This is a genomic window from Acidovorax sp. BLS4 (genome assembly GCF_032929295.1).
Lineage (GTDB): Bacteria > Pseudomonadota > Gammaproteobacteria > Burkholderiales > Burkholderiaceae_C > Paracidovorax.
Window position 1 is genome coordinate 4,979,427 of sequence record NZ_CP136797.1, and the last position, 14,820, is coordinate 4,994,246.

The 14,820-nt window shown below is 68.5% G+C and carries 10 protein-coding genes; 4 read left to right on the forward strand and 6 right to left on the reverse strand.

Annotation, left to right across the window (positions count from 1 at the left end):
• Positions 1 to 5: 5 nt before the first annotated feature.
• On the reverse strand, positions 6 to 2,450 hold the full coding sequence (gene nirB / locus R1Z03_RS22905; RefSeq protein WP_317355515.1) for a nitrite reductase large subunit NirB: 2,445 nt from the start codon (positions 2,448 to 2,450) through the stop codon (positions 6 to 8).
• A gap of 10 nt (positions 2,451 to 2,460) precedes the next feature.
• On the opposite strand from nirB, the gene R1Z03_RS22910 reads away from it, so the two are divergent.
• On the forward strand, positions 2,461 to 2,601 hold the full coding sequence (locus R1Z03_RS22910) for a hypothetical protein (protein ID WP_317355518.1): 141 nt from the start codon (positions 2,461 to 2,463) through the stop codon (positions 2,599 to 2,601).
• Between the two features lie 253 nt (positions 2,602 to 2,854).
• On the opposite strand, the gene R1Z03_RS22915 is transcribed toward R1Z03_RS22910, so the two are convergent.
• Positions 2,855 to 3,442, reverse strand: a complete 588-nt coding sequence (locus R1Z03_RS22915; protein WP_317355522.1) for a MarR family winged helix-turn-helix transcriptional regulator — start codon at positions 3,440 to 3,442, stop codon at positions 2,855 to 2,857.
• 116 nt (positions 3,443 to 3,558) lie between these two features.
• On the opposite strand from R1Z03_RS22915, the gene R1Z03_RS22920 reads away from it, so the two are divergent.
• From R1Z03_RS22920 to R1Z03_RS22930, 3 genes are all read left to right on the forward strand, one after another.
• Positions 3,559 to 4,359 (forward strand): SDR family oxidoreductase, encoded by an 801-nt coding sequence (locus R1Z03_RS22920; protein WP_284431553.1) that lies wholly within the window; start codon positions 3,559 to 3,561, stop codon positions 4,357 to 4,359.
• 101 nt (positions 4,360 to 4,460) lie between these two features.
• Positions 4,461 to 5,537, forward strand: a complete 1,077-nt coding sequence (locus R1Z03_RS22925) for an alkene reductase (protein ID WP_317355527.1) — start codon at positions 4,461 to 4,463, stop codon at positions 5,535 to 5,537.
• A 140-nt stretch (positions 5,538 to 5,677) separates the two neighbouring features.
• Positions 5,678 to 6,112, forward strand: coding sequence for a GNAT family N-acetyltransferase (locus R1Z03_RS22930; protein WP_317355529.1), 435 nt, complete (start codon positions 5,678 to 5,680; stop codon positions 6,110 to 6,112).
• A 76-nt stretch (positions 6,113 to 6,188) separates the two neighbouring features.
• On the opposite strand, the gene R1Z03_RS22935 is transcribed toward R1Z03_RS22930, so the two are convergent.
• The 4 genes from R1Z03_RS22935 to R1Z03_RS22950 form a co-directional block, all read right to left on the reverse strand.
• A complete protein-coding gene (locus tag R1Z03_RS22935; protein ID WP_317355532.1) occupies positions 6,189 to 7,907 on the reverse strand; it encodes a methyl-accepting chemotaxis protein in 1,719 nt (572 codons plus the stop codon).
• 411 nt (positions 7,908 to 8,318) lie between these two features.
• Complete coding sequence (locus R1Z03_RS22940) at positions 8,319 to 9,953, reverse strand: efflux transporter outer membrane subunit (RefSeq protein WP_317355536.1); 1,635 nt, start codon at positions 9,951 to 9,953, stop codon at positions 8,319 to 8,321.
• Complete coding sequence (locus tag R1Z03_RS22945) at positions 9,950 to 13,108, reverse strand: efflux RND transporter permease subunit (RefSeq protein WP_317355538.1); 3,159 nt, start codon at positions 13,106 to 13,108, stop codon at positions 9,950 to 9,952. The genes R1Z03_RS22940 and R1Z03_RS22945 overlap by 4 nt, the downstream gene beginning before the upstream one ends.
• A 13-nt stretch (positions 13,109 to 13,121) precedes the next feature.
• Positions 13,122 to 14,456 carry an efflux RND transporter periplasmic adaptor subunit gene (locus tag R1Z03_RS22950; RefSeq protein ID WP_317355542.1) on the reverse strand — a complete coding sequence of 445 codons (1,335 nt, stop codon included), beginning with the start codon at positions 14,454 to 14,456 and terminating at the stop codon, positions 13,122 to 13,124.
• Between the last annotated feature and the right edge of the window lie 364 nt (positions 14,457 to 14,820).

Sequence of the window (14,820 nt, forward strand, 5' to 3'; positions counted from 1 at the left end):
GGGGCTCACGGCGCGATGGCGGCGAACTGCCGCGTGTCCACGCGGGCTTCCTGGAAGTCGAACCACGGGTCGGGCTCGCCATCCAGCGCGAACTGCAGCTGCTCCCACAGCGCGCGGCGGCCTTCGTGGTCTTCGAGGATGCGTTTTTTCACGTGATCGAGGCCCACGCGGTTCACGTAGTGCACCGTGCGCTCCAGGTACCAGCCTTCCTGGCGGTACAGCTCGCAAAAAGCCCCGGTGTACTCCAGCACCTCGGCCGCGGTCTTGAGCTTGGTGAAGAAGTGCGCCACCTCGGTCTTGATGCCGCCGTTGCCGGCGATGTACATCTCCCAACCGCTGTCCACGCCGATGATGCCCACGTCCTTGATGCCGCTCTCGGCGCAGTTGCGCGGGCAGCCGCTCACGGCGAACTTGACCTTGTGCGGGGCGTACATGCGCCACATGGCGCGCTCCAGGTCCTTGCCCATCTGCGTGCTGTCCTGCGTGCCCATGCGGCACCACTCGCTGCCCACGCAGGTCTTCACCGTGCGCAGGGCCTTGGCATAGGCGTGGCCGCTGGGCATGCCGATGTCCTTCCACACGGCCTGCAGGTCTTCCTTCTTCACGCCCAGCAGGTCGATGCGCTGGCCGCCGGTCACCTTCACGGTGGGGATCTGGTATTTGTCCACCACGTCGGCGATGCGGCGCAGTTCGCTGGCCGTGGTCTCGCCGCCCCACATGCGCGGGATCACGCTGTACGTGCCGTCCTTCTGGATGTTGGCGTGGCTGCGCTCGTTGATGGCGCGGCTTTGCGGGTCGTCCTTGGCCTCCTTCGGCCAGGTGCTGATCAGGTAGTAGTTGACGGCCGGGCGGCAGGTGGCGCAGCCGTTGGGCGTCTTCCATTCCAGGAAGGCGAACACGTCGCCGATGGACAGCAGCTTGTTGGCGCGGATCGCATCGCGCACCGCCTGGTGGCCGTGGTCGGTGCAGCCGCACACGGCCTTGGTCTTGGGCGTGGCGGAGTAGTCGCCGCCGGCCGTGAACATGATGATCTGCTCCACCAGGCCCGTGCACGAGCCGCAGCTGGCGCTGGCCTTGGTGTGCTTTTTCACGTCGTCCAGCGTGAACAGGCCCTTGTCCTTGATGGCTTTGCAGATGGCGCCCTTGGTCACGCCGTTGCAGCCGCACACCTCGTCGGTGTCGGCCATGGCGGCGGCCTTGCTGTGGCCCTGGTGGCCCGCGTCGCCGATGTTGCTCTCGCCGAACATCAGCTTGTCGCGGATGTCGCCCACCGTGCGGCCGTCGCGCAGCAGCTTGAAGTACCAGCTGCCGTCCACCGTGTCGCCGTAGAGGCACGCGCCCACGAGCTTGTCGTCCTTGATGACGAGTTTTTTGTACACGCCGCCGAAGGGGTCGCTCATCACGATTTCCTCGGTGCCTTCACCGCCCTGGAAGTCGCCCGCGCTGAACAGGTCGATGCCTGTCACCTTGAGCTTGGTGGAGGTGAGCGAGCCCTGGTAGCGCCCGATGCCGAACTCCGCCAGGTGGTTGGCCAGCACCTTGCCCTGCTCGAACAGCGGCGCCACCAGCCCGTAGGCGATGCCCCGGTGCGCGGCGCACTCGCCCACGGCGTAGATGCGCGCGTCGGTGGTGGTCTGCAGCGTGTCGCTCACCACGATGCCGCGGTGGACGTGCAGGCGCATCTTTTCGGCCAGCTGCGTGTTCGGGCGAATGCCCACGGCCATCACCACCAGGTCGGCGGGCACCTCGGTGCCGTCCTTGAACCGCACGGCGGTGACGCGGCCGTCCGCCCCGCCCACCAGCTCCTGCGTCTGCGCCTTCATCAAAAATTGCATGCCGCGCTCGGCCAGGGACTTTTGCAGCATCTTGCCCGCCACGTCGTCCAGTTGGCGCTCCATGAGCCAGTCGCCCACGTGCACCACGCTCACCTGCATGCCGCGCTTCATGAGGCCGTTGGCGGCCTCCAGGCCCAGCAGCCCGCCGCCGATGACCACCGCGTGCTTGTAGGTGGTGGCGGCGTCGATCATGGCCTGCGTGTCGGCGATGTCGCGGTAGGCCAGCACGCCCTGCAAGTCCTTGCCCGGAATCGGCAGGATGAACGGGTTGGAGCCGGTGGCGAGGATCAGCCGGTCGTACTCGGCGCTGATGGCCTCGCCCGCCGCGTTGGTGGCGTGCACCACGCGGCGCACGCGGTCCACCTCGTTCACAGTGAAGCCCGTGTGCAGGTGGATGCCGTGCTCTTCGTACCAGGACCAGTCGTTGAGGATGATCTCGTCGATGGTCTGCTCGCCCGCCAGCACGGGCGACAGCAGGATGCGGTTGTAGTTGGGGTGCGGCTCGGCGCCGAACACCGTGATGTCGTAGAAGTCCGGAGCGATCTTGAGCAGCTCTTCGAGCGTGCGCACCCCGGCCATGCCATTGCCCACCATCACCAGCCTGGATTTTTTCATCGTGACCCCCATGGGTGCCCACCGCGGCGCTGCAAAAATGGATGAACAGCGCCTGCCGGCAGACGAAGCCGAAACCAAAAACAAAAAAGGCGTCCGCACAGGGCGCGGGCCGATGAAGCCTGCACTGCCTGTGGGGACGCCTTCGTCCTGACTGCCCCGTTTCCGCCATTGGAAGGGGCCAGCCATGTGACCGGCATTGGTCACGGGGACGCTGTTGCAATGCGCGTGCCAGGTGCGGGTGGGATCAACAGTCTTGAAGGGAAATCGGGCCCCGGCGCATATTCCACTAGGGCATCGTGCTATTGATCTAGTAGCGAATGGCCGCGTGGCGTGGCCTGCACGGAGGCGAGGGCAGGGCGGGGGGCGACCCGCCTTGGTGCATGGCGCCCAGGCCGGTGCGTGGGTCAGTCCTCTTTCGCTGGCGGCGCGCTCCGGGAAGGCAGGGGCACCCGCGCCGGGTTCTCTGCCTGATAGGCCACCATGAACGCATCCGATGCCACCTGGTCGGCCAGCGCCCGCAGGCTCGCGGCCGAGGCCGGGCCCAGGACGGCCTCGACCCGCTCGTTGGCGGCGGCCCAGCGCCCGATCGCCTGCGCCAGCAGTTGCTTGCCGCGCGCGGTCAGCACGGCGTGCTTGGTGCGCCGGTCCTGGGCGTCCTGCCGCAACTCGGCAATGCCGTCGCGCACCAGGGGCCTGAGGGCATGGGTCAGCGCCGATAGTTGAATGGCCAGCCGGTTCGCCAGGTCCTGCAGGGTCGGCCCCTGCCCATCGGCACTCTGGAACTTGCCGATCTCGACCATCAGCGCCAGCTGCGTCGCCTTGATGTTCAAGGGCGCGAGGGCGTCGTCGTACAGCTGCCCCAATCTGCGCGCCGCCAGGCGCACCGACGTGTTCGTGCAGACCTGCGCACCGGTCGCGGCGGTGACCTCCGCGATCGCCTGATTCAAGGCGCAGTCGGCATCCGCAGCCGCACCGACAGGGTGGTTCGTCATTCCCATATTTTCCAAATGGTTGAGTGCTGCACTATTCGAAATGCATCGCTGTCCTGCTCTACATTTGAGCCCTCAACTTATTTGGTTGAGCCCTCAATTTTATTGGAGAACACCCGATGACCCGTCCCCATTCCAGCAAAGTCGCATTGATCACCGGGGCTTCTTCCGGCATCGGTGCGGTCTATGCCGATCGCCTCGCTGCCCGTGGATACGATCTTATTCTGGTGGCCCGGCGTGCCGACCGCCTGCAAGCCCTCAGCGCCCGGATCGCCGAGGCCCATGGCGTGAAAGCCGAGCCGGTGGCGGCGGACCTCGGCAAGGCCGAGGACCTGGCGCGCATCGAAGCCCTCCTGTCCACCCACGAACGCCTGCACATGCTGGTGAACAACGCCGGGATCGCCCGCCTGGGGCCCGCCGCCCAGCGGTCTGCCGATGACGCGGTGTCCCAGATCGACCTCAACATCACCGCCCTGACGCGGCTGACCCAGGCGGTGCTGCCCCCCTTCATCGCCAGGAAGCAGGGCGTGATCGTCAACATCGCCTCCGTGCTGGGCATCCATGCGCTGCCCGTCAGCGCGGTCTACAGCGGCACCAAGGCTTTCGTCCTGCAATACACCCGAGGCCTGCAGCAGGAACTGGCCGACACGGGGGTGCAGGTCCAACTGGTCCTGCCCGCATCGACCGCCACCGAACTCTGGGACCTGTCGGGCGTGCCGCTGGCGGCACTTAACCAAGACACCGTGATGACCACCGAGCACCTGGTCGACGCCGCGCTCGCCGGGCTGGACCAGGGCGAAACGGTCACCTGGCCGTCCGTTGCCGACACCGGCCTGTGGGATCGCTACGAGGCGGCCCGCGCCGCGCTGCTCGCCGGCAGCCAGGTGGGAACGCCGGCCCCTCGCTACAACGTCGTTTGACGCCAGCCCATGGACCCCACCGCCATCGGACGCGGTTCTCCGCACGCCGCTGGCCTTTTCCTCCGTCGTTTTCGCCCTGCTTTTTTCCAAGGACAGCCCCGATGCTTTTCGAACCCTTTTCCTTGCGCAACATCCCCCTGGCCAACCGCGTGGTGATGTCGCCGCTCACCCGCAGCCGCGCGGTGGACCACAACACGCCCAATCCGCTCATGGCGACCTACTACGCGCAGCGCGCGACGGCCGGCCTCATCGTCACGGAAGGCACGTCGCCGTCGCCCAACGGCCTGGGCTATGCCCGGATTCCCGGCCTGTTCAACGATGCCCAGGTGCAAGGCTGGAAGCGGGTGACCAGCGCCGTGCACGCCCAGGGCGGCAAGATCGTCGTGCAACTGATGCACACGGGCCGCGTGGCCCACCAGGCCAACCTGCCCGCCGGCGCCGAAGTGCTCAGCGCGTCGGCCGAGGCATGCCCCGGCGAGATGTACACCGATTCGCAGGGCAGCCAGCCGCACACGCCACCGCGCGCCATGACCGAGGCCGACATCCAGGCCGTGATCGGCGAATACGCCACGGCCGCGCGCCTGGCCATCGAAGCCGGTTTCGACGGCATCGAGCTGCACGCGGCCAACGGGTATCTCCTGGAGCAGTTCCTGAATGCCAACATCAACCGCCGCACGGATGGCTACGGCGCAACCGCCGAGGGGCGCAACCGGCTGGTGCTCGAAGTGGCGCGGGCCACCGCCAAGGAAATCGGCGCCGAACGCGTGGGCATCCGCCTGTCGCCGCATGGAGTGGTCAACAGCGCGGGCGCCTTCGACGGCGTGGACGGTCAGTACCTGGCCCTGGTGAAGGCGCTGTCCGCGCTCGGCCTCCTGTACGTCCACGTGCTGGACCACTCGGCCATGGGAACGCCACCGGTTCCCGCCCAGCTCAAGGCCGACCTGAAGGCGGCGTTCGACGGCCCGTTCATCCTGGCCGGCGGCCTGGACAAGGCCGGTGCGGAGCGCGCGCTGGAGGGCGGCCTGGCCGACCTCACCGCCTTCGGCCGTGCATTCATCGCCAATCCGGACCTGGTCGAACGGATGCGCCAGGGCGCGCCGCTGAACGCGCCCGATCCGGCCACGTTCTATACGCCCGGGGCCCAGGGCTATACGGACTATCCGGCGCTCGCCGGTTAGCCACCGTTGGTGCGTATCGAGGCGGCGAGGAGAGCGCCGCCCGGGCCGATGGCCTTCGGCTGCGGCCACCTTCCTTCGGACGCCTGGCCCGGCCCGCGCGGGCGCGCGCCTAGGCTCGGTGCCCACGGAGGTTTAAAACAATGTCGTACCAAGAGATGAAAGCCAGCGTCGAGCTGCTGCCCGCCCAGGCCCCGAAATTCGAGACCGAGCGGTTCGTGGTCGTTCCGCTGGGGCCCGAGCCGGCGCGCGACCTGCTGAACGTGCTGCTGCAGGACGAACGGCTGGCCGGGCAACTGCCCTGGATGGTGGAGAAATCCGCCGATGGCGCGTGCAAGGAGGCGTTCCTGATCGGCCTGCAATGCGCCGCCGAGACCACGCTGGTCTGGGGCATCGTCGAGCGGGCGCGCAGCGCCTACATCGGCGCGGTGCTGGCGCGCAGCACGCTGGAGGGCCTGGACGTGGAGGTGCTGTGCGCCTCGCAGTTCTGGAATCAGGGCGTGGCCGACGAGGCCGGCCTGCCAGTCGCGGACTGGCTGGAAGAGCACGCCGCCGTCGAGCTGGTGCCTGCCGCCTGAAGCCGGCCTGTCGATCCGTCGGCGCAACCGGCCTGGCAACGGGCAGCCGCCAATCCTGGCGGTCCTGCCCGCCCTCTCAATGGGCCGCCCACTCTTGCTGCTGCACCGCGCTGGCAGGCTTTGCAAGTGCCGGCCGGCTCGCCACGGGGGCGGCCCGCAACGCGGGGGAGGCCGTGGGCAACGCGCGCGAGGCGGCCGGGGCGCCGACGGGCAGCGGCGCGGACGTGCCCCCATGGAAGCTGCTGCCGTCCAGGTCGATGCGGAAGGTGCGCACGATCTCGGTGAGCCGCTGGGCCTGCTGGCTCAGGTTGTCGGCCGCGGCCGAGCTTTCCTCCACCAGGGCCGCGTTTTGCTGCGTGGTCTGATCCAGCTGCGTGACGGCCGCGTTGATCTGGCCGATGCCCTGGGTCTGCTCGCTGGTGGCGGCGCTGATCTCGGCGATCAGGTCGGCCACGCGCTGGACCTGCTGCACGATGTTCTCCATTGACATGCCCGCGTCGCCCACGAGCTGCGAGCCGGTCTCCACCTTTTCGACGCTGGCGGAAATGAGGGCCTTGATCTCCTTGGCGGCGTCGGCCGAGCGTCCGGCCAGGCTGCGCACCTCGCTGGCCACCACGGCGAAGCCCCGGCCCTGCTCGCCGGCGCGGGCGGCTTCCACAGCGGCGTTGAGCGCCAGGATGTTGGTCTGGAAGGCGATGGAGTCGATCACGCTGATGATGTCCGCGATCTTGCGCGAGCTGCCGCTGATCTCGCCCATGGTGTCCACCACCCGGCGCACGACCTCGCCCCCCTGCTGCGCGGCGGCGCTGGCGGAGTTGGCCAACTGGGTGGCCTGCAGGGCCGTGTCCGCGCTGCTGCGCACGGTGGTGGTGAGCTGCTCCATCGAGGCGGCGGTCTGTTGCAGGTTGCTGGCCTGCTCTTCGGTGCGGTGGCTCAGATCCACGTTGCCGGAGGCGATCTCCCGGGCGCCAGTGGAGATGCTGTCGCTGCCCTGGCGAACGCGGCTCACGATGTCGCGCAGGCTGTTGCGCATTTCATTCATGGCCGCGAGCACGCTGTCCTTGTCTTCGTTGCGCAGGGAAATGTCCACCATCAGGTTGCCCTTGGCCACCTCGCGCGCCACGTTGACGGCGTAGGCGGGCTCGCCGCCGAGCTGGCGCAGCAGGTTGCGCACCACCAACAGGCTGCCGGCAACACCCAGCAAGGAGATCAGCACCAGCGCCACCAGTGCCACCGTGCGGGTGCTGGCACCCGTCGCCAGTTGCTCCTGGAGCTGGGTCTGAGCGCCTTGCTTGATGCGCGTGGCGATCTTGTCCAGCGTCGTGAAGACGGCGTTGGCGTTGTCCTTCACCTCCAGCCGGTTCACCTCGGCACCGCCCGGGATGTCGTTAGCCTCGATGCGCTCGATCTGGCGGTTCATGCCCGCGCGCATCTTGGTGTAGGCCGACTGCAGGTCGGCGGCGAGCGGCTTGCCCTGGTCATCGATGTTGTCGGCCAGTTTGGCGATGAGCTGATCGGCCTTGGCGAAACGTTCGGTGTTCTCGGCCTTCCACGTTTTGATGAGGGCTGGATCGCCGATGGCGATCATGCGCAGGATGTTGATGTCCACCCGGGTGAGCAGCCCGTCGAGTTCGCTCACGTAATAGGAGTTGGTGAAATCTTTCTGATAAAGCTGAGTCAGCCCCTGGGTGATGTCGGACATCTTGACCAGTTGGAACACGCTGAGGCCAGAGAACGCGAGCAGCACCGCAGCGATGACACTCAAAAGCTTTTGGCGAATGGAAAGCGAATTCATACGAGATCCTTGGCTAGAAATAAGACACATGCCCAGTTTGCTCGTAATTTAAAAATTTGTGAGATTTTGTGCGTATTGTGTGTAAATCGCAACAAATGCGGCTTCGATCGGGTTTGGAAGGTTGATTTTGATAGAAAAATATCATTTCTATCAAAATCAAGGCTAAAAAAGACGCCATAATGCCGGATTAAGACCCATGCTGCGCGCGACTTGTCATCCGGGTTTTTCGGGGTTGAAATGGGTCGAGAGCTTTTTTTGCGACCAAATGCCTGTCGCATTGCCTTCAACCGGGTAGTGCAGGCCGGGCGCACGCGGGCCTCGCTCAGGCCCTGTGCCCGCCTCCTTTTCGGCCCGCTCCGCAGGCTTGCGGATGAGCGATGGCCTTTTGAACGGCTCTGGGAAGTGAGCCGTTCAGGGTGCGGCGGTGGGGGTGTCGGCAGCCCAGCCACCCCCCAGCACCTTGTACAGCGTGACCCGGTTGGTCTGCTCGGCCAGCAGCAGGGTGATCTGCGTCTGCTGCGCCGCGTACAGCGAGCGCTGCGCGTCCAGCACCGTGAGGAAGCTGTCGGCCCCCAGCCGGTAGCGCGCGTCCGACAGGTCCAGCGCGCGCTGGGTGGCGTCCAGCAGCGAGCGCTGGGCGGCCAGGCGCTCGTCCAGCGTGGCGCGGTCGGCCAGCGCGTCGGACACTTCGCGGAACGCGGTCTGGATGGATTTTTCGTACTGGGCCAGGGCCGTGTCGCGCGCCACTTCGGCCACGCGCAGGTTGGCGTTGTTGCGGCCGGCGTCGAAGATCGGCAGGCGGATCTGCGGCGCGAAGCTCCAGGTGCCGTTGCCGCCGTCGAACAGGCCCGACAGCGCATTGCTGGCCGTGCCGATGGAACCGGTGAGCGTGATGGACGGAAAGAACGCCGCGCGCGCCGCGCCGATGCTGGCGTAGCTGCCCTGCAGCGTGCGCTCGGCCGCGCGCACGTCGGGCCGGCGCAGCAGCACGCCGGAGGGCAGGTCGGCGGGCACGGCCAGCAAAGCGGCGGCCGGCGTGGCAGGCACGATGGCGGTGCTGGTGTTGCGGGGGGCACTGCTATGCGAAATGCCGTCGGCCGTTGCCGTTGCCGTTGGCGTGGCGGGCGGCACCGTGGCGGGTGCGGCATTCGCCGCGGCGGCCAGGGCCACGGGCGGCAGCAGGTCGTCGGGCACGGCGGCGCCCACCAGCAGCGCCAGCGCGTTGCGGTCGCGCGCGACCTGGGCGGTGTAGGTGGCGACGTCGGCGCGCGCGGTGTCCACCGTGGTCTGCGTCTGCGCCAGGGTCAGGCCCGAGGTGGCGCCCAGCGCATGGCTGCGCTGCGTGAGGTCCAGCGACTGCTGGCGCGTGCGCAGCGTGTCGCGCGCCAGTTGCAGGCGGCGGCCGTCGGCATCGAGGGTGAGCCAGGCGTTCACGGCCTCGGCCACCAGGCTCAGCTGCACGCTGCGGCGGTTCTCGGCGGCGCGGAAGAACTCCTGCAGCGCGGCGTCGTTCAGGTTGCGCACGCGGCCGAAGAAGTCGATCTCGTAGCTGGCAAAACCGAGTTGCGCGCTGTATTGCCCGCCCACGTTGGAGCGGCCCGCGGTGGTCAGGTCGTCGGCCGTGCGGCTGCGGCTGCCCGCGCCGGTGGCGTTCACGCCGGGGAACAGGTCGGCGCGCGAGACGCCGTACTGCGCCCGCGCCCGCTCGATGGCCAGCACGGCCACGCGCAGGTCGCGGTTGTTGGCCACGGCCATCTCGGCCAGGGCGCGCAGGCGGGGTTCCTGCAAGAATTCAGCCCATTCCAGGGGGCGGTCCAGCGGATCGGCCGGGACCGCCGCGGCGGACCCGTCCCCCAGGGCGGCGGGCGCGGTCACGGCCACCGGCACGGAGCCCGTGCCCAGGGCGGCCGGCACCGGCAGCGCGGGCGCCTGGTAGGGCGGCGCCAGGTTGGTGCAGCCGGGCAGCGCGGCCAGCGCCACGGTGGCGGCCACCGCCCAGGCCAGCGGGCGCAGGGCGGGGAGGGTGGGGGCTTGGCGCGGCGTCATGCGGGGGCTCCGGTGGGCTGGCCGCCGGCCTTGGCGGCCCGGTTGGCGAAGAAGCCGCGGATGAGGACGAAGAACACGGGCACGAAGAAGATGCCCAGCACGGTGGCGGAGATCATGCCGCCCAGCACCGCGGTGCCGATGGCCTGCCGCCCGCCCGCGCCGGCGCCCGTGCCGATGGCCAGCGGCAGCACGCCGAAGCCGAAGGCCAGCGAGGTCATGAGGATCGGGCGCAGCCGCAGGCGCACGGCCTCCAGCGTGGCGTCGATCACGCTCTTGCCCTGGGCCTGCAGCTGGGTGGCGAACTCCACGATCAGGATGGCGTTCTTGGACGACAGCCCCACGGTGGTGAGCAGCCCGACCTGGAAGTACACGTCGTTGGACAGCCCGCGGATGCCGATGCCCAGCAGCGCGCCCACGATGCCGAGCGGCACCACCAGAATCACCGAGAACGGCACCGACCAGCTTTCGTACAGCGCCGCCAGGCACAGGAACACGAACAGGATGGACACGGCGTACAGCAGCGGCGCCTGCGAGCCCGACAGCCGCTCCTGGTAGGAGGCGCCCGTCCATTCGTAGCCGATGCCGGGCGGCATCTCCTTCATGATGGTTTCCACCGCGTCCATGGCCGCGCCGGAGCTGACCCCCGTGGCCGCGTCGCCCACGAATTCGTAGCTGGGGCTGCCGTTGTAGCGCTGCAGCTGGGGCGAGCCGTAGGTCCAGCTGGTGCTGGAGAACGCCGAGAACGGCACCATGAGGCCCTGGCTGTTGCGCACCGTCCAGGGCGCGATGTCCTGCGGCAGCATGCGGTAGGGCGCATCGCCCTGCATGTACACGCGCTTGACCCGGCCCTTGTTCAGGAAGTCGTTCACGTAGGTGCCGCCGATGGCGCTGCCCAGCGTGTTGTTGACGTCGGTGGTGGCCAGGCCCAGGGCGCCGGCCTTGGCGTCGTCGATGGCCACGCCCAGCTGCGGCGTGTCGTCCAGGTTGTTGCTGCGGGTGTTGGACAGCTCGGGCCGCTGGCCGGCCAGCTGCAGCACCTTGTCGCGCGCGGCCACGAGCGCGTCGTGGCCCAGGCCGTTCAGGTCCTTGAGCTGGAAGTTGAAGCCCGCATTGGCGCCCAGGCCGCGCACGGCCGGCGGCAGCACGACGAAGATGCGCGCGTCGCGGATCCTGGACAGATCGCGCGTGGCCTTGCGGGCGATGGCGTCGGCGCTTTGCGAGGCCAGGGGGCGCTCGCTCCAGTCTTTGAGGCGCACGAAGCCGCGCGCCGAACTCTGGTCGCCGTTGGAGCCGGTGATGGAGTTGAAGCTCACCACGTCGGGCTGCGCGGCGAAATACTTCTGCACCTCGGCCATCACCACCTGCAGGCGGGTGTTGGAGGCGCCCGGGGGCAGGGTGATCTGCACCTGCACGGCACCCTGGTCCTCATTGGGCAGGAACGAAGTGGGCAGGCGCATGAACAGCACGGCCATGCCGCCCACGATGAGCGCATAGACCAGCATCATCCGCCCGCCGCGGCGCACGATGCGGCCCACGCCGCGCTGGTAGCCGTCGGCCGTGCGGTCGAAGCGGCGGTTGAAGCCGGTGAAGAAGCGGTCCACCCAGCCCAGCACGCCCCGGCGCGGCGCGCCGTGCGGGCTGTGCTGGCCCTGGGGGATGGGCTTGAGCAGCGTGGCGCACAGCGCCGGCGTGAGCGTGAGCGCCACCAGCACCGACAGCACCATGGCCGAGACGATGGTGATGGAGAACTGCCGGTAGATCACCCCCGTGGAGCCGCCGAAGAACGCCATGGGGATGAACACCGCCGACAGCGTGAGCGCGATGCCCACCAGCGCGGGCGTGATCTCGGCCATGGACTTGCGCGTGGCCTCCTTCGGGGGCAGGCCCTCCTCGCTCATCACGCGCTCGACGTTCTCCACCACCACGATGGCGTCGTCCACCAGCAGGCCGATGGCCAGCACCATGCCGAACATGGTCAGCGTGTTGATCGAGTAGCCCGCCACCGACAGCACGCCGAAGGTGCCCAGCAGCACCACGGGCACCGCGATCGCCGGGATCAGTGTGGCGCGGAAGTTCTGCAGGAAGATGTACATCACCAGCACCACGAGCAGCATGGCCTCGACCAGCGCCTTGACCACCTCTTCAATGGAGGCGCTCACGAAGGGCGTGGTGTCGTAGCTGGTGAAGGGCTTGAGCTGGTACGGAAAGAACGGCTGCAGCTCGGCGATCTTGGAGTTCACCGCGTTGGCCACCGCCATGGCGTTGGCGCTGTCGGCCAGCACCACGCCCATGCCGGCGCCGGGCTGGCCGTTCAGGCGCGAGGTGATGGTGAGGTTCTCGGCGCCCAGTTCGATGCGCGCCACGTCTTTCAGGCGCACGATGGCGCCGTCCACGGTGGACTTGAGAACGATGTTCTCGAACTCCTCGCGCGACTGCAGCTTGCTGCGCGCGGTGATGGTGGCGTTGAGCTGCTGCTCGCCCACGGCGGGCAGGGCGCCCAGCTGGCCGGCGGAGACCTGGGCGTTCTGCGCGTTGATGGCGTTGCCGATGTCGGACGGCATGAGCGCGTATTTCTCGAGCTTGGCCGGGTCCATCCACACGCGCATGGCGTAGGGCGTGCCCAGCGTGGCCACGTCGCCCACGCCGTCGATGCGGCTGATGACGTCCACCAGGTTGCTGGAGATGTAGTCACCGATGTCCACCTGCGTCACGCTCGGGTCGGGCGAGGTGAAGGTGACGATCATCAGGTAGTCGTTGCCGCCCTTGGTGACGGTGACGCCCCGGCTCTGCACCGCGGGCGGCAGGCGCGACATGGCCTGCTGCAGCTTGTTTTGCACCTGCACCTGCGCCACGTCGATGTTGGTGCCGGCATTGAAGGTGAGCGTGGTGCGCGAGCCGCCCGAGGCATCGCTGGTCGAGCCCATGTAGATCAGGTTGTCGAGGCCCTTCAACTGCTGCTCGATCACCTGCGTGACCGATTCCTCCACCGTCTTGGCCGAGGCGCCGGTGTAGGTGGCGCTGATGGACACGCGCGGCGGCGCGATGTTGGGGTACTGCTCCAGCGGCAATGTCTTGATGGACATGGCCCCCGCCAGCATGATGACGATGGCGATGACCCACGCGAAGATGGGCCGGTTGATGAAGAACTGTGCCATGGCGGGCGGTCCTTCAGCGGGCGGCCGGGGCCGCAGCGCCGGACGCCGCGGGTGCCGCCGCCGATGCGGCCGGTGCCGCCGAGGAGGCGCCGCCTGCCGGGGCTGCCGCCGCCTTGGCCGCCACCTCCACCGGCTTGACCGTGTCGCCCACCTTCACGCGCTGCAGTCCGTCCACCACCACGCGGTCGCCGGCGGCCAGGCCGCCCACGGCCTGCCAGCGGTTGCCCACGGCGGCCTCGACCTGGATCTTGCGGCGCTCGACCTTGTTCTCGGCATTGACCAGCAGCACGCTGGCGTTGCCGGCGGTGTCGCGCGTCACGCCCTGCTGGGGCACGAGCAGGGCCTGCTCGTTCACGCCCGTCTCCAGCACCGCGCGCACGTACATGCCCGGCATCAGCAGGCCGTCCGGGTTGGGGAACACCGCGCGCAGGGTGACCGCGCCGGTGGCGGGGTTCACCGTCACGCCGCTGAACTGCAGCCGGCCGGCCTGGGCATAGGTGCTGCCGTCCTCCAGCTTGAGCGCCACGCGCGCCTGGCCTTCGCCCGCGCGCTGAAAGCGCCCCTTGGCCAGGTCGGTCTTCAGGCGCAGCACGTCGGTGCTGGACTGGGTCACGTCCACGTAGAGCGGGTCGATCTGCGAGATGGTGGTGAGCGCCGTGGTCTGGTTGGCGGTGACCAGCGCGCCCGGCGTCACCGCCGAGGTGGTGGTGCGGCCCGAGATGGGCGCCTTGATGCGGGTGTAGCCCAGGTTGATGCGGGCGTTCTCGACCGCCGCGCGGTTCACGGCCAGGTCCGAGCGGGCCTGCACCAGCACCGCCTGGCTGTCGTCATACACCTGGCGGCTGATCGCATCGATCTTGACCAGCTCGGCATTGCGCCGCGCGTTGGTCTCGGCCGTGCCCACGGTCGCCTGGGCCTTGCCCAGCGACGCTTCGGCGCTCGCCAGCGCCACCTCGAAGGGCGACGCGTCCAGCTGGTACAGCACCTGCCCGGCCTTCACGTCCGCCCCTTCGGTGAAGAGCCGCTTTTGCACGATGCCGCCCACCTGCGGCCGGATCTCGGCGACCAGGAACGCGCTGGTGCGCCCGGGCAGCTCGGTGGTGATCGACTGCCGCTCGGGCTGGATCGTGACCACGCCGGCTTCCACCGGGGCGCGCGGCGCGGGCTGCTTGGCGGCCTTGTCCGAACACCCGGCCACCACGAAGGCGGCCGCCAGCACGGCAGCGCCGGCCCGGCGCAGGGCACCGGGGGCAGCGGTCACACAGGAAAAGGTCAAGGAGGAGGGCCGTGGGGCCATGGCAGCGGGGGCGGAGGGCAGCGAGCGTGTGGCAGGGCGTGGGCAATTCATGGACAAGGCACGGCTTTCGTTGTGGCGAGCATTCTGACGGTCAATTGAAAAGATCGTGTGAAGCTGTAGCAGGCTGGAAAGCCCTCCGGCGGGCCTCGTGTCCGGACCTTGCAACCTTCATGCCGCGTGCGGGCCGCACGTGCCCCTCGCAGGCGGTGGCGGACCCCTCGGGCGCTGGCCCCGGGAGTGTGTGGCCACGCTGGCGGGCCGCCGGCCGGCCGGGCCGTCGATCCGAAGGGTTTCTGCGGGGCGGAACGGGGTTTTGAGAGCCAAATCGCCCGCATGCCGGCGTTTTCATTGTCTTGGTAGCTATTCAATTGATAGCAAATGGGTGGTCGGGAAACGACGGTCCGCGTTCGCAGCG